The sequence below is a fragment of the Vibrio sp. D417a genome (assembly GCF_030248595.1).
GTDB classification, from domain to species: Bacteria; Pseudomonadota; Gammaproteobacteria; order Enterobacterales; family Vibrionaceae; genus Vibrio; species Vibrio alginolyticus.
On sequence record NZ_JAHGAM010000003.1, the window covers coordinates 99,373 to 122,989 of the forward strand.

Consider the following 23,617-nt stretch of genomic DNA (forward strand, 5'->3'; position numbering starts at 1 on the left):
CGTCTTATTCATTTAAGACGCCTATTTTGATTAATTGTTCAGATAGAATGGGCGGCCGTACTTAATCGCGTTGTCAGAACCATCCAGTTCTTTGACAGCAGTGTCTTCACGCTGGTTGGTCGCAAAGCCTTGAATACCGAAGTTAACGCTGAAGTTATTTTCGTATTCAGGTGATGCCCCGGTGCTGCCGATAGCTTGGTCTTCCCAACCAAGCAATTGGTTTGAGTAAGTGACGCCAATGTACCAACAGTCAGATTGGTAACGTAGGCTCGCTAACCATTCTAGGTCCGCATTTTCATTGAGGTCGTAGTAGTATTGACCACTCGCAGACCAGTTCGGGTTGAACTCGTAGGCCGCTACAATACCTGCTTGAGAAATACCTTTACGAGTAATTGTGTCTAGGTTTTCGAGAATGATCGTATCTTCGATGTATTCACGCGTAACGTAGCGATAGTTACCCTGAATAAAGCCGCCGTTGAATTGGTATTCCAAGGTACTGTTTGCCAACTGCATGGAGCTCAAATCAATATCGTATTGAATTCCACCGTGATAGAACAAGTAATCGTTGTAGTTGAAATCAGCTTCAATTGCCCATGATGAGTAATTGGTTGTCTCATCCGGAAGATTTGGGCTGTTGCTCAGTTTGGTCTTTTTATCGAAGTAGTAAATCTGACCAAATGAAACGTTAAGACGCTCCTTATAGTCATCATCAAAGAAGCGAGTACTCGCACCGTAGCTTAACTGGTTCGCCGAGGCGATTTTATCAATGCCACTGTACTTACGACTGCGGAATAGCCCGTAGTAGTCGGTTTGTAGCAAGGTGGTATCGTAGTTGTAGATGTTGGTTTGATCTTCTTCAGGTACGTACAAGTACTGCAGCTGAGGCTCCAGTGTTTGTGTGTAGCCCTTGATCCAGCTTGTATCTCGCTCTAAGTAAAGTTGCGCATGCGTACGGAACTCAGGAATAACACGAGAAACTTCATCATCCAACTGGTTTTGCAAGTTTACATCTGTCAAACCCGTTAAGTCTTGAGAGTAATACGTAGAGAGCACACGCGCTTCTGTTGTCCACGTTGCCCATGAGTTTGAGAGTGGTAATGTAAGCCCTGGTTCAATGTGAACACGGGTCGCATTTGGTCGCGCAGCATCGCTCGTATCGAAGCGGCTGACTTGGCTCTTCACGTCAAAGTTAAGGTAATTTCCCCACAACGGCGTGTAGTAGTTCAAGTCTAACTGAGGAAGCAGGCGATAAGGGCGGTTCTCTTCTTTCAATAAGATTTGGAAGTCACGAACGGTTAACGAGGCATCCCAGAAGTCAGAACGATATTGTACTTGTCCTTCTTGAACCAGTTGACCATCTTCACGGTTACCAATGTCGGAGTCGAGATCGAGGAAGTAATCAATATCACTCACTTTTGAGTAATCGACTTTGACTATCCACTGTTTATTGATGATACCGTCGTGTTTAACTTGGTAGCCCCAACGAGACTCGTCCTGATATTTGCGATCACTATTGAGGTATTCGCCTTTGATTTCTCCATTTCCCCAACCATCTGTTAGGTAGCGGAAGTCAGTATCGAGTTTTGTACCACGTTGCTGCATATAGAGCGTGGTGAGTGTCATGTCATATTGAGGCGCGATGTTCCAATAGAATGGCACCTCGACTTCCATACCATCACTAGAACCGTACGATAAAGAAGGGAAGAGGAAACCCGTTTTACGCGTATCTCCAATTGGCATGGTTAGATACGGCACATAGAAAACAGGCACATCTAACACTTCAAATCGAGGATGGTGCAGCGTCGCTGTCTCTTCATCTTGGTCAACATCGATGCCTGACGCAACCAATCGCCATGAATTATCGCCTTGAGGGCACGATGTGATAGAGCCGTCTTCGAGTTCATAAACCGACTGACCTGTGCGAGCGATATAGGCTGCAGTGCCTCGGCCTTGTTGGCAAAGGAACTGATAATCGGTGTTCTCAAGTGAAAACGTATCTTGATTAATGTCGTTAGTAACACGATCAGATCGAGCTTTGACTTGGCCGTCATTGAAAGTCACGTTGCCTTCGGCAACCACGACGTTGTCTTGTTGGTGCAGCGTTACGCTATCTGCGGTAATTTTCTTCTGGCCTTGGGTGACTTGTACATTACCTGAGTACTGAGCTTTGTCACCATTGATGGCTTGCAGGGTGTCAGCTTCTACCACTACTGGGGTATTAAGAGCGTCCTCCTCGCCACTTGTATCGACCAAACATTGATCTGTGGCGGGCATTTCCTGCACACTATCATGGATATTCGCTTCAGCTTGAGTGGTGGGTACAAACAAGGCGGTGCTGATAGAGGCCGCTAAAAATGTGCGGGAGAAATGTTGCATTGAATTGAACTTTCCTGTGTCACTACTACTCGATGGCTATAGGGCTTGTTGTACCCTAGCGTAATAGCCAAATGAATCAACTATAGTCGCATTTATCCCAGCGTATTGATTCACTGTGGCATAATGACGACAAAATAGCTGCAAAGATAAGCAGGCGAAATGGCCTAGCCGAAATAAAACTAATTCCATTATCATAAAGGAAATCGTTGCATCCGGCACTATAAGACCGCCGTCGTCGATAAAAATTCATTGATAGAGAACACATAATGCATATTTTTGGCAAAATTCTGGGTGCCTTTTTTGGCTTGTTACTTGGCGGGCCGCTAGGTTTACTCTTTGGCTTATTTATTGGCCATCAATTCGATAAAGCACGTCGCTTGAATCAAGCCGGGTTCTCTACTGGCGGCTTTGGAAAAGGGCCAAGTCAAGCTCAGCGCCAAGAAGAGTTTTTTAAAGCGGCGTTTGCGGTAATGGGACATGTGGCAAAAGCGAAAGGCCAAGTCACCAAAGAGGAAATCCAACTGGCTTCAGCCATGATGGACCGCATGAATTTGCATGGCGAACAGCGTCGCGCAGCGCAAGACGCGTTTCGTGAAGGTAAAGACAGCGACTTTCCGTTAGAAGATGTTCTTGTTCGTGTGAAAATTTCGACAGCTGGTCGCTTTGACTTGTTGCAATTTTTCTTAGAGCTGCAAATCTCGGCGGCCTTTGCAGATGGCTCGATCCACCCGAGTGAACGAAATGTACTACACAAGATTGCACGTGGTTTGGGTTTCTCTTCTGAGCAATTAGAGCGTCGTTTGCAAATGCAAGAAGCCGCATTTCGTTTCCAAAGCCAGGGCGGTTTTCATGGTCAGCATCAAGGCCAATCTTCTGGTGGTAGCTGGCAACAAGCTTCACAAGCAGATCAACTGGCTGACGCGTACAAAATTCTGGATGTGTCTTCAGATGCCGACAGTAAAACCGTCAAGCGTGCTTATCGTAAATTGATGAACGAGCATCACCCGGACAAATTGATGGCTAAAGGTTTACCACCAGAGATGATGAACGTCGCGAAAGAGAAATCTCAAGAGATTCAAAACGCTTACGATCTTATTAAGAAGGTTAAAGGCTTTAAGTAGTCGGACGTTTTCTATCAAACATTTGGATGTAAAAAAGGGCACTCAGTGCCCTTTTTTTCATGTCTTAGTCTTTGAGTTGCCGGTGTCTTTAGCTTTTGGCCTATTATGTCCCTAATGCTAATTGACCTCACATCCCCCCAGTTTAGTTGGCTTGATTCAAGTCCCAATCGTATTCGTATTTCACTTTGCCAGAGAAATTTTTGTATTGCGGTGCGTACTTTGCGATGTGTTTGAAGATTTGTTTTTCTCCACCAAAGTCCGTTGCAAACCAATCATAAATAGAAGACAGCTGTGCCGTGTTACCTTGGATAGATACGCCTTTGCTGCTGTTGATAAATGTTTTGGCGGCACTATCCAGTAGAGCTTGCGTGTTGTCAGCAGTGAATGCTTGAGATTGCAGATTAGGGCATCCTAGGCTGGCACAGTTAACCGCGTAATGCGTTCTTGGGTCATTCCAAATTGGACGCAAAATTCGATGTTCAATATCGTTTAAAGTTAGATCCTTCCCATTGACCACGACCACATCGTCTCCCCAAGGACCAAAGCTAAATAAACCACCTAGCTTGGTGATTGATTCGACTGGATAGTTATCCAAAATAAGATCTACCGTGATGGCGTTGTAAAGGTTTACCCAATAGGCATATTGCTCTGCTTGGTTGTATTGTAGAGGGTTTAGTTTTGCCAAACGCTGGATGTATTGTTTCAGCTTAGTTTTATCGACAGAGGAGACTTGGCTATAACGAAACAAGGTATTCTCGCCTTGTTCAACTAAATAAGTATCGAGCAGTTGTTGCCATTCTTGATGAGAAATTTGGGTTTGGTTGGCTTGATTCGATTGTTTCCAATATGGCCATAAGTCGGATTTAGGCGCGGAAAATGTCGAGAAAGAAACCAGAGCACACAACAGCAATAACAGACGCTTCATAGAGATACCTTTGAATGAGATATTGTTGATAGTGTAGACCAGTTTAGTGCTTGTTTTCTTTCAGTAATCAGTGGCCTTTATTCGCCGTCATTCTGAGGAGCATAAGCGATATCAGGAATCTAATACCCACAAACTCTTGAGTACAGAAAGTATGAATCTGCAAAGTGCGCTGTGGTAGTCGATCCTGAATCACGCTCCTTCGTCGCTGTTCAGGATGACGAATTTCAACAGAGGCGTTCGGCATTCCGTAAGCAAAGCGATATAAAATCAGTTGTCTAAATAATTAAAAGGGCCGACAATTGCCAGCCCTTGATTTGTGTATTTACTAACGCGTCTTAACGCAAGAAGCTCGGGATATTTGCCTCGTACTCGGCAATCTTATCTTCATGCTGAAGGGTTAGGCCAATGTTGTCCAAACCGTTTAGCAAGCAATGACGACGGAACGAATCGATTTCAAAGCTGTACTCTTTGCCGTTGGCGCGAACCACATTCGTTTCTAGGTCGACCTCGACTTCTGCACCTTCATTCGCCTCAACAAACTGGAAGATTTCATCCACTTCTTGCTCAGTCAAGCGAACTGGTACCATTTGGTTGTTGATCGAGTTGCCGTAAAAAATATCGGCAAAGCTTGGAGCGATCATCGCTTTGATGCCGTAATCCGCTAGTGCCCACGGTGCGTGCTCACGAGATGAGCCACAGCCGAAGTTCTCACGAGCCAGCAAGATAGATGCGCCTTGGTAGCGAGGTGCGTTCATCACGAACTCTGGATTTGGCTGTTCGCCAGCATCGTCTAGGAAGCGCCAGTCATGGAATAGGTGCTTACCGAAGCCTAGGCGAGAGACCTTTTGTAGGAACTGCTTTGGAATGATGGCATCAGTATCAACGTTCGCTGCATCTAGAGGAACAACTAAGCCTGTGTGTTGTTTAAAGCCTGACATTGGTTTGCTCCTTAGTCTAGTTCACGAATATCTACAAAGTGACCAGCAATTGCTGCTGCCGCTGCCATCGCAGGGCTCACTAGGTGGGTACGGCCATCACGACCTTGGCGGCCTTCAAAGTTACGGTTTGAAGTAGACGCACAACGTTCATGTGGACCCAAACGGTCATTGTTCATTGCTAGACACATCGAGCAACCTGGTAGGCGCCACTCAAAGCCCGCTTCTTTAAAGATAACGTCCAAGCCTTCCGCTTCTGCTTGCGCTTTTACTTGCTCAGAGCCAGGAACGATTAGCGCTTGAACGTGAGGCGCGACTTTGCGACCTTTCGCTACTTCAGCGGCTGCGCGCATGTCTTCGATACGTGAGTTAGTACAAGAACCAACGAAGACTTTATCGACGTTGTAATCAGACAATGACTTGCCTGCCTCTAGGCCCATGTAAGCCAATGCTTTTTCTGCCGATGCTTTTTCTACTGGGTCGGCAAAGCTTTCTGGTGCTGGGATAGGTTGATCTACCGCGATAACTTGGCCTGGGTTAGTTCCCCAAGTGACTTGTGGTTTGATATCCGCTGCGTTTAGTGTCACGACTGCATCAAACTGAGCATCATCGTCCGTTTTTAATGTCTTCCAGTACTCTACTGCTGCATCAAAATCCGCACCTTGAGGTGAGAATTTACGGCCTTTGATGTATTCGAACGTGGTTTCATCTGGTGCAATCAAACCGGCTTTCGCTCCTAGCTCAATCGCCATGTTACATACGGTCATGCGGCCTTCCATTGAAAGGTCTGTGATCGCTTCACCGCAGAATTCAACTACGTAACCTGTACCGCCAGCAGCTGTGGTTTCACCGATGATGGCTAGCACGATATCTTTAGCCGTGATACCCGGAGCCACTTTGCCTTTTACTTCGATCTTCATCGTTTTAGCGCGCGCTTGTTTTAGCGTTTGAGTTGCTAATACGTGCTCAACTTCAGATGTACCAATACCAAAAGCGAGAGAACCGAACGCACCGTGTGTAGCCGTGTGCGAGTCACCACAAACAATGGTCATTCCCGGTAGGGTAATACCAAGCTCTGGGCCCATAACGTGCACAATACCTTGGTATTTATGGTTGATGTCGTAAAGCGTAACGCCAAATTCTTCACAGTTTTTCGATAGCGTTTCCATCTGGATACGTGCCATCTCACCGGATGCGTTGATGTCTTTGGTTGTTGTGGAGACGTTGTGGTCCATGGTGGCAAAAGTTTTGCTGACCTGACGCACTTTGCGACCTTTTTCACGCAAGCCGTCAAATGCTTGCGGAGACGTCACTTCATGTACCAAGTGACGGTCGATGTACAAGATTGGGTTTTCCCCTTCTGCTGCGACGGCAACGTGTGCGTCGTAGACTTTTTCGTATAATGTTTTGCCCATTGTTTGCTTCCTTTCCTCGTTATCCTTGTTGCTTTGTTTTAGCACCAATGACTTAAAGGTAAGTCATTGATGGATAGAGGATTTAGTATTTATTATGAATCTGTTCTGTATTAAGAGTTTAAGATGTACTCAGCGATCTTATCGCCCATCTCAGACGTCGAAAGTGCTGGGTTGTCACCAGCAAGGTCACCCGTTAGTTCCCCCGCTGATAGCGCTTTTGAAACTGCCGTTTCGATGTCTTGTGCCGCCGTTTCCTCACCTAGGCTATAACGTAGCATCAGTGCCGCAGACAGGATTTGTGCCACAGGGTTAGCGATGTTCTTACCTGCGATATCTGGTGCACTGCCACCTGCTGGCTCGTACAGACCGAATTTGCTTTCGTTTAGACTTGCTGATGGCAACATACCCATAGAGCCTGTGATCATCGCACATTCATCAGAAATGATGTCGCCGAAGATGTTTGAACATAGCATTACGTCGAACTGAGCAGGGTCTTTGATAAGCTGCATAGTCGCGTTATCAATGTACATGTGTGACAACTCGACATCTGGGTAGTCTTTTGCGATTTCTTCGACTACTTCACGCCATAAGATAGAGCTTTGTAGAACGTTCGCTTTGTCGATAGAGCACACTTTCTTGCGACGTAGACGAGCAGACTCAAAAGCGATTTTTGCAATACGTTCGATCTCAAAGCGGTGGTACACCTCAGTATCAAATGCTTTTTCTGTTGCGCCTTCACCTTCACGACCTTTCGGTTGGCCGAAGTAGATACCACCCGTCAGTTCACGGACTACCACGATGTCAAAGCCGCGACCCGAGATGTCTGCACGTAGCGGTGAGAAAGCTTCAAGACCTGAGTGAATTTGCGCTGGACGTAAGTTACAGAACAGTTGGAAGTGTTTACGTAGCGGCAGTAGGGCACCGCGTTCAGGTTGGTCGTTTGGTGGTAAGTGCTCCCACTTAGGGCCGCCAACCGAGCCGAATAGGACTGCATCAGACTCTTCACATGCTTTTATTGTGCTCTCTGGAAGTGGGCAACCGTGATTGTCGATCGCGATACCACCGACATCATGCTCGTCACGCTCAAACGCAATACCATGTTTCTTTTCGATTGCATCCAATACTTTATGTGCCTGCGCCATTACTTCCGGGCCAATGCCGTCACCGGGTAGGACGGCAATTTTGTACGATTTGTCTGTCATGTTAATCCTTTAAGTTTTCTAATTTTGAGCTTAATTATTTCAACGAGCGTGTTCTTTCCTGAGCCGTGTAGCCCGGTTGTTATTACACTGTCGCAATCTTTTTCTGCTTCATTTCTTCGATTTTATCTGCACGATGAATGCTGTTAATAACGTGCAATAATGCTTGGCCGGAAGCCTCAACGATGTCGGTGGAAACACCCGTACCGTGGTATTTGCGACCTTTGTAGTTGGCAATGATGTCTGCTTGACCCAAACCATCTTCACCTTCACCTTTCGCGGTTAGGTCGAATTTATCCAGAACGATGTCGTAGCCTGTCACGCGGTAGATACATTGGTATAGCGCATCAACTGGGCCATTACCGACCGCTGCTTCACACATTTCTTCATCACCGCATTGCATTTTGATGCTGGTGGTAGCCATTACGCTGCCAGACTGCACGCTTAGGTAGCTCAATTTGTAGAAGTCATCTTCTTCACGCAAGTTCGAGAAGTGCATTAGGGCTTCTAGGTCGTAATCGAACACTTGGCCTTTGCGATCAGCAAGTTTCAAGAAATCCGCATACAGCGCGTCTAGGTTGTACTCGTCTTCGTTGTAACCCATGGTATCCATATGGCTCTTCACGGCAGCGCGACCGCTGCGGCTGGTTAGGTTCAGAGCTTGGTTTTTTAGGCCAATAGACTCAGGGGTCATGATTTCGTAGGTATTCTTATTCTTCAACATGCCATCTTGGTGGATGCCTGAAGAGTGGCTAAACGCATTTGCACCCACAATTGCTTTGTTGCTTTGAATAGGCATATTGCATAGCTGGCTAACCAACTTACTGGTGCGGTGAATTTCATCATGCTTAATGCCAGTGTGAACGCCCAAAAACTCTTGACGAGTCTTGATGATCATTGCGATCTCTTCAAGTGAACAGTTACCCGCTCGCTCTCCAATGCCATTGATCGTGCCTTCTATCTGACGTGCGCCAGCTTGAACGGCGGCAATAGAGTTGGCAACTGACATCCCCAAATCGTCGTGACAGTGAACGGAGATGATCGCTTTATCAATGTTCGGAACGCGGTTAAATAGGGTTTCAATAATTCCACCAAACTCACTTGGTACGGTGTAGCCAACGGTATCTGGAATGTTGATTGTACTCGCACCTGCATTGATGGCGGCTTCTACCATGCGACATAGGTTGTCTATAGGAGTACGACCTGCATCTTCACAAGAAAACTCGACATCATCAGTGTAGTTACGTGCATGTTTAACGGCGTTGACTGCCATTTCTAGTACATCGTCGTAGCTGCGGCGTAGTTTGTCTTCTACGTGAATGGTGGAAGTGGCTAAAAACGTGTGAATACGGAATTGGTCAGCCACTTTTAATGCTTCAGCGGCAGCATCAATGTCTTTCGCAACGGCACGCGAAAGGGCACAAACTCGACTGTTTTTTATGTTTTTTGCGATGGTTTGTACAGACTCGAAATCACCTGGTGAAGAGATTGGGAAGCCAGCTTCGATAACATCAACGCCGAGTCTTTCCAGCGCATAGGCAATCTGCAGTTTTTCTTTAACCGTCAAGCTTGCTGACAACGCTTGCTCGCCATCACGCAATGTGGTGTCGAATATAATGACCTGATCGTTCATGTTTGCTTCCTTCCTGATTTCTGCACTTTCGCGCAAGTGAATCGTTTACTTCCAGTATTTAGATATAAAAAAACCCGCATTCTCATGCGGGTTCTTAGAAATTGGTGTGGTTATTTTTCTTCCACAGCCTACCCGCGCGAACTGGTCACGATCAGGAGGAGGCTAAGCAGGATAGAAAAATGAGCTGACATAGTTGTTAAGCTTTCCACATAATTAAGTTAACAAATTAGTACCGCACTCCATGAAGCGCGTCAACCCTAAAGTCGATTTTTTATTCATATCGGATGAGTCTTTTCGTTTGCTTGAAAAAAATGATGCACTAAGTGAAACGACATGATGCGATAGAAACGTGCTAGAAGAAGTAAGTTCTCATCAAGTTTGCGACGTTTCATTACCAAAACAAGCATCGGGATTGCGACTTGTCACACAAAGGTCCGAATTGTTTGGCAAAAGTTTTGAATGACCATTTATAGTAGTGCAGTTGCACTAGGTAAAAGAAATAAGGGTTAGGGAAAGAATGAGGTTAACAAAACAATTTGGACGTTCAGCCATAGTATTTACTCTGGTCAGCTTGTCGGGTTGTCAGCTGTTTCAATCGCAGACCTATGTGGAAGTGGCTTCCCCCGTTGTTATGAATGATCACTCACAGAGCGTCATGGTTATCAATGATCAAATGGATCGATTTTTGAGTTATGAGGGACGCGAATCGTTCTTGAATCAGATGCTTGTTGCCCTTGAGTCTGACAGCCGAAATAAGTTTAAAGGTAAAGATCCGGAAACGTATTCTTGGTGGAAGATCCGCGTTCAACCTAGTGAGAAACAGCAAGCGGAAGTTTTCCGACCAACCACTGAAGGTGTCGATACTTCAAGCCCAGTAGAGTTTATGGATGTTTCTTACCGCTCTAAGACCACATTAAACCTACGCTCCAAACCGAGTCTTGAAGGGGAAAAGCTTGGCGTATTATCGAAAGGGGAAGTCTTTAATGTGCTAGCAAAAGTAGTTGATCAACCTTGGTTTCTCGTTGAACAGAAAGGAGTGATAAAAGGTTATGTCCATAAGGATTATGCGCGCAGCAATGTGATAAATCGTGACATTTTATCTACACAGCCTAACCCTTTACTAGAGCCTAACTCGAGTAAAACGGAGCAAACGAGTATAGAGCATGAACTGTCGGGAAACTATACTTGCCGCTCACTGAGCTATGAGCTTACAAAAGATGGCGACATGACGACGGGCTCTTTGCGCGCCTGCCGCAAGAAGAGAAAAGTCTGGTATATAGACACCCCTCAACCGCAACTATCAAACCCTTCTTAATGTTCTATTTTTATGGTTATGCCCAATAGATAAATTGTTGGGCGCACCTTAATTTGGCCTTTGTCATTAATTGTCCAAACTCCCGTCATGCTGTTGTCACCTAAACCTCCTACTTTTCACAGAAAGGCGTTGTCAAAGTAAGGAAAGGTCACATGCGAACCATAGAGACAATTACACAGCCAATTGCAACCATTGCTAAGTTTGATTTAGCGCTCTCTAGTGTTTGTCTTAAGCACCGTTTTAATCAACAAGTCGCCAATATCAGTAAAGGAGTTTCCCACAGTGGTGACGGGCATCTTTACTTGGTGTTGGGGTTATTAGCTTGGTATTTAGATAAGGAGCAAGGAGTCTGGTTTTTACTGGCGGGTTTACTTGCTTTTGCTATCGAGCTACCAATTTATTGGACGCTGAAAAATAGTTTTAAGCGTCGTCGCCCTGAAGAGCTTAATGCACTCCTTCCTGCTTTTATTACCCCCTCTGATCGCTACAGTCTTCCTTCAGGACACACTGCCGCTGCGTTTGTCATGGCGACGCTGATTGACCATTTCTATCCGAGCCTAGGCGTTGCTGCATTCTTTTGGGCAAGTTTAATCGGAACCGCGCGAATCTTATTGGGTGTGCACTTTTTTACCGATGTCATCATTGGTGCACTGCTTGGCAGTCTTTGTGGTGGATTAGCGATTGCGATGTTGGGAGGCTAATTGATGAAAATCTTGTACGGTGTTCAAGGGACAGGAAACGGACATATTGCACGCGCAAGGGCGATGAGTCATGCGTTTAAAGAGCACGATGTTGAGGTCGACTTTTTGTTTTCTGGGCGAGCGCCGGAAAAATACTTTTCAATGGAAGCATTTGGCGATTACCAGACTCGCCGAGGCTTCACCTTTATTACCGAAAAAGGCTCTGTAAACTACGCGAAAACAGCATTGAATAACAATTTGGTGCAGTTTTTCAAAGAAGTTAAGCAACTCGATCTGTCGTCCTACGATCTTATCATTAATGATTTCGAACCTGTGACTGCGTGGGCAGCGAGACAACAAAATAAGCCTTCTATTGGTATCAGCCACCAAAATGCTTTCCGTTATCCGGTGCCACTAAAGGGAGCAAGTTGGTTAGATAAATCCGTCATTGAATACTTTGCGCCTTCTCAACACCACCTTGGTTTGCATTGGCATCATTTTGATCAACCTTTGTTACCACCGATAGTGCATACCGTCGATAGCCAAGCAGAAAACGACGACTTCGTGTTGGTGTATCTACCGTTCGAATCGATTGAAGATATCTCGGACTTATTGTTCCACTTTAATCAACAAGCGTTTATCTGTTATCACCCGGATGTGATCGAATGTGAGCAGGTAGAAAACATAGAACTGCGCCCTTTATGCCACAGCAACTTCCAGCATCATTTGCATCGCTGTAGTGGTGTCATTGCTAATGGTGGGTTTGAGCTTCCTTCAGAAGCCTTGTCTTTGGGGAAAAAATTGTTACTAAAGCCACTCGCGGGTCAATTCGAGCAGCAGAGCAATGTTGCTACCTTAGAATATTTAGGGCTTGCGATGTCGATGGAGAGCTTAGACATTTCCGCAGTACGCCAGTGGCTAAAGGAGCAACAAGCCGAAAGTGTGAAATACCCAGATGTTGCTCAGGCTATTGTTCATTGGGTACTGCAAGGTGCATGGGATTCAAAAGCAGAGTTATCCAGAAAGCTGTGGGAGCAGGTTGATTTTCCAAGTTACGTGTCGAACATTTAAGTACGTTGTTCAGTACACTGTTCCTTCCATTTTTGACACGATTTTGTTGCAGCCTTTCTGTTTAGAAGGCTGCATTTTTATTCTTCCTCTCTCATTTCTATTCAGTGTGTATTTGCTGATAATTTGACTGATAAGTGCAAAATTCAATCAGAGATATAGCTGTCATCTGTTGTTCTTATTCCAACTAATAACTGAGCTAAATGCATGCTTGTGTTGACCGCCTGTCCTATCAATTTGCTAAATACGTCCTCAAAGAATGCATTTTTACGTGTTTTATAGTTTTTTATGTTTTTATCAAGTCTTTGTTATTTAATAAATAAATACCTAATTGGCTAAAATTTACTGATTAAATATCAATCTAGTTGCGAAACCGCAATCGATTAGTTGATAGTACAGTTCGAGCCGGAAGTATCCGGACGATAAATATAATAAAAAGTTAGGTTATCTGTTCGTAAAATGATTCGAATCCAGCCGCCGTCTTTTGTGCGAGATGGGATTCTATTCGTTATGAATTTAATGAACAAAGTTGACGATTACAAAAGAGGCGCACTCAATGTTAGAGAAGAAAGACGCGATGAGCGCAATTGCTAGCTACCGTATGGAAAGCACTTTGCGTGGTGTAGATTTAAACCTACTGACTGTATTTGATGCTGTAATGCAAGAGCAAAATATTACTCGTGCAGCACATAACCTAGGCATGTCTCAGCCGGCGGTAAGTAACGCCGTGGCACGCTTAAAAGTGATGTTTAACGACGAGCTATTCATGCGCCAAGGCCGTGGTATTCAGCCTACGCAACGAGCACGTCAACTGTTTGGCCCTATTCGCCAAGCACTACAGCTGATTCGCAATGAACTTCCTAGCTCTGTATTCCAACCAGAATCTTCGACTCGCTTATTCAAGCTTGCGATTTGCAGCCCTTGTGACATGCGTTTTGCTCCGAAGATCATGGCAAAAGTGAATCAACAAGCACCAAACGTTCAGCTTCACCTAGATGCAGAATTTGACCGTTTGTTGTCTGAGCGTATGCGCTACCAAGAAATTGATTTCGTGATCGACTACGCTCGTTTTGATGAGCAAGGTTTCTCAAGCACTGAAATCTTCAAAGATGAATTAGTGGTTATCGCATCAAAAACCCACCCACGCATTCAAGGTGGTGTGACGGCTGAGCAACTGCTTAACGAAAAGCATGCGAAGTTATCGAAAGTGCATGGCCAACGTAGTTTCTCAGAGCAAGCGTACCGTGAACTGGATTGCCAAGCGGCGTATGAAGGTTCTAGTTTAAGCAACCTACTATACGTGGTGGGTCAATCTGAGCTTGTGACTATTGCACCACGTTGGATGGCGGAAAATGCGGTAAACAGCGATCAACTGCAAATTCTTGATTTCCCATTTGCGAACAAAGAAATCAGCGGCTTCTTAAGCTGGCATGAATCAAGCGAAAAAGATAAAGGCCACATTTGGCTGCGCGATCAACTGATGATCACTTGTGGTGAAGTCGTTGCCGCAAAATAAGATGACGTTTGGTCTTCTCGATTAGACCATATTGGTAATCATCAATTTTTACAATTCATTGGTCCCCGAGCGATTTTTGTCTCTCGGGGCTTTTTGTTTTCGTAATCAACAATCGAAACAGTAAGTTAAATAGAGTAATCATTCAGCAATTTGAGGTACGTTCGCGACGTATAAGTGATAGTTGTCTCTTATTAGTGATAAGTTTGATACTGGTCAGTTGCGTTTTAGCAAGCCGTGAGTACACTTGTTCGCTCAATTAGCTTACGCCTGTAAGCCAAAAGGTAAGTAAAAGAATGGCCAAGTTAGATTTTCATATCGTTAAACGTATTCGTGAACAAATTGCGAACGGTGGTACACGCGTTGCACTCAAGCATAAAGTGGGTGAGGAGTGGCAAGGTATTACGTGGACGCAATTTGGTCAGCAAGTTGATGCTTTATCACTTGCACTTTTGGCTCAGGGATTAGGAGTCCAAGATAAGATCGGCATTTTCTCGAACAACATGCCGCAATGGACGATTGCTGATATCGCAGCACTGCAATTACGCAGCGTGACAGTACCTATTTACCCAACCAATACTGCCGCTCAGTCGGCGTACATCATCAACAATGCAGACGTCAAAGTTCTGTTTGTTGGTGAACAGCCTCAATTTGATGCAGCAGTGAGCATTTTTGACCAGTGCGAACAGTTAGAGCTCATTGTTGCGATGTCTGATGATATAGAACTTGGCGATCATGATTTCGTTATCTCTTGGCAAGCATTTGTTGCCAAAGGCGACACTACATATCAAGTTGAATTGGATGCGCGTTTAGATCAGGCAAAAGAAGATGATCTACTCACGCTCATCTACACCTCGGGTACAACAGGCCAGCCAAAAGGCGTTATGTTGGACTACGCAAACATTGCGGCGCAATTGGAAGGGCACGATCAGCGCTTGAGCCTTTCTCAAAGTGACGTGTCATTATGTTTCCTTCCGTTGTCACACGTATTTGAGCGCGCTTGGACCTTTTATGTATTGTACAAAGGGGCGACCAACTGCTATTTGCAAGACACCATGCAAGTACGTGATGCACTGAGCCAGGTGCGACCTACCGTGATGTGTGCCGTACCGCGTTTCTATGAGAAGATCTTCTCTGCGATTCACGAGAAAGTGTCTCGCGCGCCGATTCATCGTAAGATCATGTTTACTTGGGCAGTCAACATGGGCGCAAAAATGGCCGCTTGTCATCAAGAAAAACGTCAGCCATCGCTCTTGCTGCGTAAGTCATACGCTTTGGCGGATAAGTTGGTTCTGAGCAAACTGCGTGCGCTACTTGGCGGGCAAATCAACTTTATGCCTTGTGGTGGTGCAAAGCTGGATGAAACCATCGGTCGATTCTTCCATGCGATTGGTATCAACGTTAAGTTGGGCTACGGCATGACTGAAACCACGGCGACAGTATCCTGTTGGGATGATAAATGTTTTAACCCCGACTCTATTGGTATGTCGATGCCTGGCGCACAGGTTAAGATCGGCGAAAACAACGAGATTCTGGTTCGTGGTCCAATGGTGATGCGTGGCTATTACAAAATGCCAGAAGAGACGGAAAAGACCTTTGATGAGCACGGTTTCCTAAAAACGGGCGACGCTGGTTACATTGATGAAAATGGCAACTTGTTCATCACCGATCGTATCAAAGAGTTGATGAAAACTTCAGGTGGTAAATACATCGCTCCACAAATGATTGAAGGTGCGATTGGTAAAGACCACTTCATCGAGCAAATCGCAGTCATTGCGGATACTCGTAAGTTTGTTTCTGCGCTTATCGTGCCTTGTTATGACTCGCTAGAAGAGTACGCGAAAGAGCTGAATATCAAATATCACGATCGCGTTGAGTTGATTAAGCACCACCAGGTGGTCGAAATGCTTGAGAAGCGTGTGAACGATCTTCAAAAAGAGTTGGCAAAGTTTGAACAAGTGAAGAAGTTTAAATTGTTACCAAGAGCTTTCTCTATGGATGATGGTGAGTTAACGCCAACTCAAAAACTTCGTCGTAAAGTCATCAATGACAAATACCAAGATGAAATTGAAGAAATGTATAAGGAAAAGTCGGATAAAAAGTAACTTAAGCTGACTTAGGTTTTATATTGATGAAAAAATCCCCAGTGATGTGATCGCGCATTGCTGGGGATTTTTGTTTGCATTGATTTTTTCTGCTTTGCTCGTCAAATAACGCTATTTCGCACCCTATAGCTAAAAGCTTATGAAATAATGTTCTTTTTTTAAGCGTTAATTTTTTAGGTTGTACTGTGAAATAGGAGATGTGTGGCTGCTATTCCTACTAACATTCTAATTACTAGTATCTTGTTTAAAAAGTAGACCAATCTCTCATTAGACCCTTTGATAATAAAACGTTACATTTGTTGGGTAACCTTGCGGGATGTTATGACGAACGCAAGACATAGCCGAAAACGTGGAAGTATTTCGATTAGGCTACGAATAAGACCTAGACTATGTAAAACCAGACCAATCCGTTGACCTTACGGTGAGGAAACTGGCTAAGGAGAGCAATTATGACAGCAATGTTGTCAGGCGCAGAGATGGTGGTTCAATCTCTGATAGAAGAGCACGTAGAGCAGATCTTTGGCTACCCAGGTGGCTCTGTTTTGGATATCTACGATGCACTGCATGCCAAAACCGATCAAATCAAACACGTACTTGTAAGGCATGAGCAAGCCGCCACTCATATGGCAGATGGTTACGCTCGAGCTACCGGTAAACCGGGTGTCGTACTTGTGTGCTCGGGGCCGGGCGCGACCAATACCATTACGGGTATTGCAACAGCGTATATGGACTCTATCCCAATGATCGTTATCTCGGGTAACGTACCGAATAGCCTAATTGGTAATGATGCTTTCCAAGAGTGTGACATCGTCGGTGTCTCCCGCCCAGTGGTCAAACACAGCTTTTTAGTAAAAAAAGCGGAAGATATTCCTGAAACAATCAAAAAAGCGTTTTATATCGCGACTACAGGTCGACCTGGTCCAGTTGTGATCGATTTGCCAAAAGATGTAATGAACCCGCAAATCAAACTGCCTTATCAATATCCAGAAACGCTTTCTATGCGCTCTTACAAGCCGACAACTTCGGGCCATAAAGGCCAGATTAAAAAAGCGCTTAAATCGCTATTAGAAGCGAAAAAACCAGTGCTTTATATCGGTGGTGGTGCGGTGATTTCTGGCGCCCATGAACATATTTTAGAGCTTTCCGACAAACTGAACCTACCAGTAGTGAGTACTTTGATGGGCTTGGGGGCATTCCCGGGTACACATAAAAACTCACTGGGCATGTTGGGTATGCACGGCACTTACGAAGCTAATATGGCAATGCATGAAGCGGATCTTATTTTTGGTATCGGTGTGCGTTTTGATGACCGTACAACCAACAACCTTGAAAAGTACTGCCCAAACGCAAAAGTGATGCATATTGATATCGATCCGTCATCGATCTCGAAAAACGTGAAAGTGGATTTGCCGATCGTAGGTTCTGCGGAAAAAGTGCTGACAACCATGCTCGGGCTGCTTGCAGAGCAAGGTAGTGAAAATGATCAAGATGCTATTACCGCATGGTGGGATGACATTCAAGTGTGGCGTGACCGCAACTGCTTGTCTTATGAAACGTCTCCAGAACGAATCAAGCCACAGCAAGTAATTGAAACGCTGCACAAGCTAACTAATGGCGACGCGTATGTGGCGTCTGATGTGGGCCAGCATCAGATGTTTGCGGCGCTGTACTACCCATTCAATAAGCCGCGCCGTTGGATAAACTCTGGTGGTCTTGGCACCATGGGATTTGGTCTTCCGGCTGGCATGGGCGTGAAGTTTGCCATGCCACAAGAAGAGGTCGTGGTTGTGACTGGTGACGGCAGTATTCAGATGAACATTCAAGAATTGTCTACAGCCATGCAATACGACATTCCAGTGAAGATCATCAACCTGAACAACCGATTCTTAGGCATGGTAAAACAGTGGCAAGACATTATTTATCAAGGTCGTCACTCTAATTCTTACATGAGTTCTGTTCCTGACTTTGCAGCGATTGCAGAAGCTTATGGTCACGTCGGTATTCGTATCGAAACGCCTGATCAGCTCGAAGAAGGGCTACAAAAAGCGTTGGATATGAAAGATCGTCTGGTGTTTGTGGACATCAACGTAGACGAAACCGAACACGTATACCCGATGCAAATCAAAGGTGAGGGTATGGATAAAATGTGGCTAAGCAAAACGGAGAGAACTTAATATGAGACACATTATTTCATTGCTATTGGAAAACCAACCGGGTGCGTTGTCTCGTGTTGTTGGTTTGTTCTCTCAACGTGGTTACAACATTGAATCTTTGACGGTATCACCGACTGATGATGAAACCCTGTCGCGAATGAACATTACCACGACATCTGATGAGATGCAGTTGGAACAAATTCAGAAGCAGTTACACAAACTGATCGATGTGCTGAAAGTACAAGAAGTCACCGAGTATGAGCACATTGAGCGTGAACTGATGATGGTGAAAGTGAAAGCCAGTGGTTTTGCGCGAGCAGAAGTGAAGCGGACGGCAGACATCTTCCGTGGCCAGATCGTGGATGTCACGGCTTCCCAATACACCGTACAACTTGCGGGTACGAGTGAAAAGCTAGATGCCTTCATTCAAGCGATATCCGAAGTGACCGAAGTTGTCGAAGTTGCTCGTAGTGGTGTCGTTGGCATTGCGCGAGGAGAGCGAGCCCTCAAACCTTAACTCTCTGATTGCATATAGAAAAGCCACTTAATCTAAGTGGCTTTTTTGTTTAGAAAATAACAATTAATGATATAATTGTCGTTTTAGTAAGCATGATAGGCATTAGACGTGTGAAAGTACCTAAGCGAGTCGGCACCTTATTGGCGACAGCACTATTTTTTAGTGCACTCACTGCCGCTTACTACTATCAGAAATATCTGACGTTGTTAGAAAACAATGTTGAGAACACCGCTCAAGAAGCGTTACATCAATTGGCCTATACTGGCCGTGAATACAGCAATATTCAGGATCAAATCGAAACGATCAGTGACCTACTTGGTCACAGCCAAAGTCTGTATGAATATCTGCGCCAACCTAACCGGGTGAACCGTTCCATCTTAGAAGACATGTGGATCTCGGTCGCAATCAATCAAAAGTTGTATAAGCAAATTCGCTTTCTTGATGTTTCTGGTCGAGAAAAAGTGAGGATTAATTATGAGATTGAAACAGGCGCTGCGTTGCCCGCGATCAAATTGCAAAATAAGTCAGAGCGAGATTACTTTCAATTCGCTAAGAACTTAGACGATGGCGAAATCGCTTCGTGGGGGATAGGTTTAGAACGAGAGTATGGCGAGTTAGTCTATCCCTATAGCCCGTCACTGCGTATTTTGATGCCTATTTCGCTTAACGGAAAGCGCGAAGGGTATCTTGTGCTTAATGTTGATATTGACTATTTATCCTCTCGACTCAACTATTCGTCAGTGCTTGATTTCCATATTGAGCTGATTAAGAGTGACGGATTTTACATTGATAGCCCTAAATCAGCTCGTTTGTATGGCCATATAATTCCCGCTCGCTCTCAATTTAATTTTGGCCGGATGTACCCAAACATTTGGCGTAGTTTAAATTCAAAAGATTCGGGCTATGCTTACAATGGTTCGAATTTGGTCGCGTATCGCACCATCCAGTTTGTTTCTAGCGAACCTCTTCATCTGGTTATTGATCTTACCAATGAGCAGTTATTATCCCGAGCTCAGAGGGATATTGATGACTTAATCCAAGAAGCGTTTTTTGTTCTAAGTTTGGTGCTCGGCTTCACTTTGCCGACGGCAGCCCTTGCTCTGCATTATCGGCGTCATAGTATGGAATCGAAGTTGGCTCGAGCTGCTCTTGATGGTATGACTGCGGTGATGATCTCGGATGCTTCACATAGAATCATCATGGTTAATCAAGAGTTTGAAAACATGATGGGTTACTCAACCAAGCATGCCCAAGGTTGGAGTGCACATCATTTAATTTTTCTACCTGAAGATCTCGAAGCAAACCTGAGTATCTGGAAAACACTGAAGAGTGAACACGTATGGGAAGGGGAGATTCGTTGTCGAACTAAGTTTAATCAAGTCTTTACTGCAATAATGCGTATTCAGGCGAATTTAACCAAATCAGGTAAAGTGAGTTATTACATTACGTCGCTGGTGGATATCTCTGGGCAAAAAGAGTTAGAAGAAAAATTACGAAACCTAAGCGAAAAAGATGGCTTGACGGGGTTGTGGAACCGCCGAAAATTTGAAGAGCAATTGGCGCAATATGCGGGGATTATTGAACGCTATCCTGATAGCCCTCCTGCTTGTTTGGCGTTGTTTGATATTGACCACTTTAAACGTATTAATGACGAGCTTGGCCACGACGAAGGAGACAAGGTGATTTGTAGTGTCGCAGAAACCCTCCTAGAAGAAGTCCGCAGCACAGACTTTGTATCTCGTGTCGGTGGTGAGGAATTTGCAGTGATTATGCCGCATACAACACTAGAAGAGGCTGAAATTGTATTGAACAGGCTACGTGTCGCGGTTCAAATGCGTAGTGATAGAGGCATTACTGTAAGTGCTGGGTATAGTGATTTAACCTCTGATCGTACAAGAACGTATAAATGTGCTGATATTGCTTTGTATGAGTCAAAAAGTGCAGGGCGTAACTGCGTATCGCTATGTCATAGTTATGATGATATTGCTTAGTGCTTTTACAAAAACGAAAAAACGGGGATAGACCCCCGCTTTTTAGTCTCAGCGTTATTCGCTAGCCAGTATGCGACATTGGTTGTCGATGGCGGCTTCGATACACTGTATTGACTGTCTCAAATAACGCTCTAGATAACCTAAAGCATCCTGACTCTTTTTGTCTAGCGATGCCTTCATCAGTATTTCTTGCTCATCGAGGTTACAGTGCCCAGGGTTCCCTGTGCCTAAAATCTGCATCGCGAAGTATTGGTAGCGTTTAATTTGCGTGAGTAGATCGCGGAAAAACCCAAACATATTGACAGAGCCAGCACCTTCAAACAGCGCAGTAAGAAACTGATTTTGGCGCTCTTCCCATTCCCTCCAACAAAAGCTTTCGCCAGGTTTTACTCGGGATAACTTGTGATAAGCAGTTAGTACATCCAGTTCCCATTTTTCATCGCCAATCATAATTGCCTTACTGAGTAAGCATGCGGAGACCATTTGCAGGCTTTCGTACAAGTCATGTAACTCATCTTTACATACAGGCGCAACCCAGCAGCCTTTTTGCGGTTCGAGTTTGACGTATTTGCTCCAAGATAATTGCACCAATGCTTCTCGAATGGGTGACGCTCCTACGTTGTACTTCTCTTTGAGTTCGGCAACCACGAGTTTTTGACCTGGTTTAAGCTCGCCATCGAGAATATCCTGACGGATCATTCTTAATACTTTGTCGGTAAGAGTGGGACTAGACACATACACCTCATAGAAACTTTAATCGTGACGATAAAATTAAACAGTACGAAATTCTGATAGAGGTAAATAATACAATTAGCCTATTATGAGAGCAAGAAAGCCATATAAAAAAGGAGGGCATAAGCCCTCCTTCTCAAGAAACTGAAGTGTTAAAAGTTCAGTCTTATAGCACGTGTACAGAAGCTGTGTTCGTAGTACCTGAAGCAACTAGAGCGCCAGAAACCATAACAACGATATCGCCTTTGTTACCTAGACCTGATTCTAGAGCAAGTTCTTTACCCGCTACGTAGAATGCGTCAGTGCTTTCGATTGAATCAACAACTACTGGAGTAACACCTTTAGTTAGAACTAGCTGTGCAGCAGTTTTCTTGTTAGTTGTTAGCGCTAGGATGTTTGCAGTTGGGAAGTACTTACGTACTGAACGTGCAGACTTACCGCCTTCAGTTGCAACAACGATAAGTGGAGCTGCTAGCTTCTCAGCTGTGTCTACAGCGCCTTTACATACTGCTTCAGTGATGCGAAGACGTGGGCTGTCTAGACGAGAACCTAGTTCAGCTTTTAGCGCTGAGTCAGTACGGTTCGCGATTTGAGCCATGATAGTTACCGCTTCAACAGGGTATTTACCTTTCGCCGTTTCACCAGAAAGCATTACTGCGTCAGTACCGTCCATTACCGCGTTAGCAACGTCGCCTGCTTCCGCACGTGTAGGACGTGGGTTGTTGATCATAGAATCAAGCATTTGAGTTGCTGTGATAACCATCTTACGTGCACGGTTACACTTCTCGATCATCATTTTCTGAGCGAAGATTACTTCTTCAGCTGGGATTTCAACACCTAGGTCACCACGTGCAACCATGATGCCGTCAGAAAGCTCTAGGATCTCGTCGAAGTTATCAACACCTTCTTGGTTTTCGATCTTAGAGATGATGTGGATGTTCTCGCCGCCGTTTGCAGCAAGTACTTCACGGATTTCTTGAACGTCAGACGCTTTACGGATGAAAGAAGCTGCTACGAAGTCAACGCCTTGCTCACAACCAAATTTAAGGTCGTTCTTATCTTTTTCAGATAGTGCAGGTAGGTTTACAGAAACGCCAGGAAGGTTAACACCTTTGTTTTCGCCTAGTGCACCGTTGTTAAGAACTTTACATTTAACTTCAGTTTCAGTCTTAGAGATAACTTCCATCTCGATTAGACCGTCGTCTACTAGGATAGTGTTACCTACGTTTAGGTCTGCTGCGAAACCAGCGTAAGTTACTGCAACTTTATCTTTGTTACCTACAACTGAAGTGTCAGTTGTGAAAGTGAATTCTTGACCTGCTACTAGATCAACATCGTTACCGCCTTCTAGCTTGATAGTGCGGATTTCTGGACCTTTAGTATCTAGAAGAATTGCTAGTGGTTTGCCAGTAGCTTCCATTACTTTACGGAAGTTCGCGATACGAGTGCCGTGTTCTTCGTAGTCACCGTGAGAGAAGTTAAGGCGCATTACGTTCATGCCTGCGTTAACTAGTTCAGTTAGCTTCTCTACAGATTCTGTTTTAGGGCCAATCGTACATACGATTTTGGTCTTTTTCATGGAAGATACTCTCCGGTAAGTATAGTTACAATTTGAAAGTCGGTTATTTACTCTGAAGTCAGGACGTTTTTGATGACATTTAGTACCTGTCACCCACCGATTTTTCGTCTCATTATTAGAACTTCAGATTCTGAAAGTCTTTCACCAAGTTTAGTCATTTTATGACTAAAAGATCGGCGATTTTGGTTACCTTTTTGTGACTAATCCCACTTTATATGCAGAAAGTTGCAAAAAAATAGCCTTCAATTCTGTAATTTTTTTTCTTTTCGGTGGCGAATTCTACCACTGAATGAATCCAATATCACTGTTTAAGAATTGTCTTAGGACAAGGTTTTATCGAGAAATATTAATTTTTTGGAT

17 protein-coding genes are annotated in these 23,617 nt (G+C 44.6%); 9 read left to right on the top strand and 8 right to left on the bottom strand.

What is annotated here, in order from left to right:
* Positions 1–30: 30 nt before the first annotated feature.
* The gene (gene lptD / locus KI742_RS02850; protein WP_285385125.1) at positions 31–2,376 is read right to left on the bottom strand and encodes an LPS assembly protein LptD; all 2,346 of its coding nucleotides are present in this window, start codon (positions 2,374–2,376) and stop codon (positions 31–33) included.
* A 266-nt stretch (positions 2,377–2,642) separates the two neighbouring features.
* On the opposite strand from lptD, the gene djlA reads away from it, so the two are divergent.
* Positions 2,643–3,497 carry a co-chaperone DjlA gene (djlA, locus tag KI742_RS02855; protein ID WP_285385128.1) on the top strand — a complete coding sequence of 285 codons (855 nt, stop codon included), beginning with the start codon at positions 2,643–2,645 and terminating at the stop codon, positions 3,495–3,497.
* A gap of 142 nt (positions 3,498–3,639) precedes the next feature.
* Here the strand turns inward: djlA and KI742_RS02860 are convergent, their stop codons facing one another.
* The 5 genes from KI742_RS02860 to leuA form a co-directional block, all read right to left on the bottom strand.
* The gene (locus KI742_RS02860; RefSeq protein WP_256956319.1) at positions 3,640–4,422 is read right to left on the bottom strand and encodes a DUF547 domain-containing protein; all 783 of its coding nucleotides are present in this window, start codon (positions 4,420–4,422) and stop codon (positions 3,640–3,642) included.
* A gap of 335 nt (positions 4,423–4,757) precedes the next feature.
* On the bottom strand, positions 4,758–5,360 hold the full coding sequence (leuD, locus tag KI742_RS02865; RefSeq protein WP_285385130.1) for a 3-isopropylmalate dehydratase small subunit: 603 nt from the start codon (positions 5,358–5,360) through the stop codon (positions 4,758–4,760).
* 11 nt (positions 5,361–5,371) lie between these two features.
* The gene (gene leuC / locus KI742_RS02870) at positions 5,372–6,772 is read right to left on the bottom strand and encodes a 3-isopropylmalate dehydratase large subunit (RefSeq protein ID WP_005379681.1); all 1,401 of its coding nucleotides are present in this window, start codon (positions 6,770–6,772) and stop codon (positions 5,372–5,374) included.
* 110 nt (positions 6,773–6,882) lie between these two features.
* Complete coding sequence (gene leuB, locus KI742_RS02875; protein ID WP_005383068.1) at positions 6,883–7,974, bottom strand: 3-isopropylmalate dehydrogenase; 1,092 nt, start codon at positions 7,972–7,974, stop codon at positions 6,883–6,885.
* Positions 7,975–8,056: 82 nt separating this feature from the next.
* A complete protein-coding gene (gene leuA, locus KI742_RS02880) occupies positions 8,057–9,604 on the bottom strand; it encodes a 2-isopropylmalate synthase (RefSeq protein ID WP_005379685.1) in 1,548 nt (515 codons plus the stop codon).
* A gap of 517 nt (positions 9,605–10,121) precedes the next feature.
* Here leuA and KI742_RS02885 point away from each other — a divergent pair.
* From KI742_RS02885 to KI742_RS02920, 8 genes are all read left to right on the top strand, one after another.
* Complete coding sequence (locus tag KI742_RS02885; protein WP_213960821.1) at positions 10,122–10,919, top strand: SH3 domain-containing protein; 798 nt, start codon at positions 10,122–10,124, stop codon at positions 10,917–10,919.
* A gap of 152 nt (positions 10,920–11,071) precedes the next feature.
* Positions 11,072–11,620 carry a phosphatase PAP2 family protein gene (locus tag KI742_RS02890; RefSeq protein WP_033906038.1) on the top strand — a complete coding sequence of 183 codons (549 nt, stop codon included), beginning with the start codon at positions 11,072–11,074 and terminating at the stop codon, positions 11,618–11,620.
* Between the two features lie 3 nt (positions 11,621–11,623).
* Entirely contained in the window at positions 11,624–12,670 is a 1,047-nt protein-coding gene (locus KI742_RS02895; protein WP_285385131.1) for an MJ1255/VC2487 family glycosyltransferase, read from the top strand.
* A 553-nt stretch (positions 12,671–13,223) separates the two neighbouring features.
* On the top strand, positions 13,224–14,183 hold the full coding sequence (gene calR / locus KI742_RS02900; RefSeq protein WP_005379693.1) for a LysR family transcriptional regulator CalR: 960 nt from the start codon (positions 13,224–13,226) through the stop codon (positions 14,181–14,183).
* Positions 14,184–14,476: 293 nt separating this feature from the next.
* Positions 14,477–16,285, top strand: coding sequence for a long-chain fatty acid--CoA ligase (locus KI742_RS02905; RefSeq protein WP_033906039.1), 1,809 nt, complete (start codon positions 14,477–14,479; stop codon positions 16,283–16,285).
* Positions 16,286–16,734: 449 nt separating this feature from the next.
* Positions 16,735–18,459 carry an acetolactate synthase 3 large subunit gene (locus KI742_RS02910; protein ID WP_005383061.1) on the top strand — a complete coding sequence of 575 codons (1,725 nt, stop codon included), beginning with the start codon at positions 16,735–16,737 and terminating at the stop codon, positions 18,457–18,459.
* Between the two features lies 1 nt (position 18,460).
* Positions 18,461–18,955: an acetolactate synthase small subunit gene (gene ilvN, locus KI742_RS02915; protein ID WP_005379697.1), complete on the top strand. Its 495-nt coding sequence runs from the start codon at positions 18,461–18,463 to the stop codon at positions 18,953–18,955.
* A 110-nt stretch (positions 18,956–19,065) separates the two neighbouring features.
* A complete protein-coding gene (locus KI742_RS02920) occupies positions 19,066–20,946 on the top strand; it encodes a GGDEF domain-containing protein (protein ID WP_206953635.1) in 1,881 nt (626 codons plus the stop codon).
* Positions 20,947–21,000: 54 nt separating this feature from the next.
* On the opposite strand, the gene KI742_RS02925 is transcribed toward KI742_RS02920, so the two are convergent.
* Positions 21,001–21,687: a GntR family transcriptional regulator gene (locus KI742_RS02925; protein ID WP_080659233.1), complete on the bottom strand. Its 687-nt coding sequence runs from the start codon at positions 21,685–21,687 to the stop codon at positions 21,001–21,003.
* 157 nt (positions 21,688–21,844) lie between these two features.
* Positions 21,845–23,257, bottom strand: coding sequence for a pyruvate kinase PykF (gene pykF, locus KI742_RS02930; RefSeq protein ID WP_005392243.1), 1,413 nt, complete (start codon positions 23,255–23,257; stop codon positions 21,845–21,847).
* Between the last annotated feature and the right edge of the window lie 360 nt (positions 23,258–23,617).

Coding starts and splice junctions, on each gene's coding strand:
- KI742_RS02905 (WP_033906039.1), top strand. CDS start 14,477: ATGGCCAAGTTAGATTTTCATATCGTTAAACGTATTCGTGAACAAATT.
- lptD (WP_285385125.1), bottom strand. CDS start 2,376: ATGCAACATTTCTCCCGCACATTTTTAGCGGCCTCTATCAGCACCGCC.
- KI742_RS02860 (WP_256956319.1), bottom strand. CDS start 4,422: ATGAAGCGTCTGTTATTGCTGTTGTGTGCTCTGGTTTCTTTCTCGACA.
- KI742_RS02910 (WP_005383061.1), top strand. CDS start 16,735: ATGACAGCAATGTTGTCAGGCGCAGAGATGGTGGTTCAATCTCTGATA.
- leuC (WP_005379681.1), bottom strand. CDS start 6,772: ATGGGCAAAACATTATACGAAAAAGTCTACGACGCACACGTTGCCGTC.
- djlA (WP_285385128.1), top strand. CDS start 2,643: ATGCATATTTTTGGCAAAATTCTGGGTGCCTTTTTTGGCTTGTTACTT.
- leuD (WP_285385130.1), bottom strand. CDS start 5,360: ATGTCAGGCTTTAAACAACACACAGGCTTAGTTGTTCCTCTAGATGCA.
- calR (WP_005379693.1), top strand. CDS start 13,224: ATGTTAGAGAAGAAAGACGCGATGAGCGCAATTGCTAGCTACCGTATG.
- KI742_RS02895 (WP_285385131.1), top strand. CDS start 11,624: ATGAAAATCTTGTACGGTGTTCAAGGGACAGGAAACGGACATATTGCA.
- ilvN (WP_005379697.1), top strand. CDS start 18,461: ATGAGACACATTATTTCATTGCTATTGGAAAACCAACCGGGTGCGTTG.
- leuA (WP_005379685.1), bottom strand. CDS start 9,604: ATGAACGATCAGGTCATTATATTCGACACCACATTGCGTGATGGCGAG.
- pykF (WP_005392243.1), bottom strand. CDS start 23,257: ATGAAAAAGACCAAAATCGTATGTACGATTGGCCCTAAAACAGAATCT.
- KI742_RS02885 (WP_213960821.1), top strand. CDS start 10,122: ATGAGGTTAACAAAACAATTTGGACGTTCAGCCATAGTATTTACTCTG.
- leuB (WP_005383068.1), bottom strand. CDS start 7,974: ATGACAGACAAATCGTACAAAATTGCCGTCCTACCCGGTGACGGCATT.
- KI742_RS02890 (WP_033906038.1), top strand. CDS start 11,072: ATGCGAACCATAGAGACAATTACACAGCCAATTGCAACCATTGCTAAG.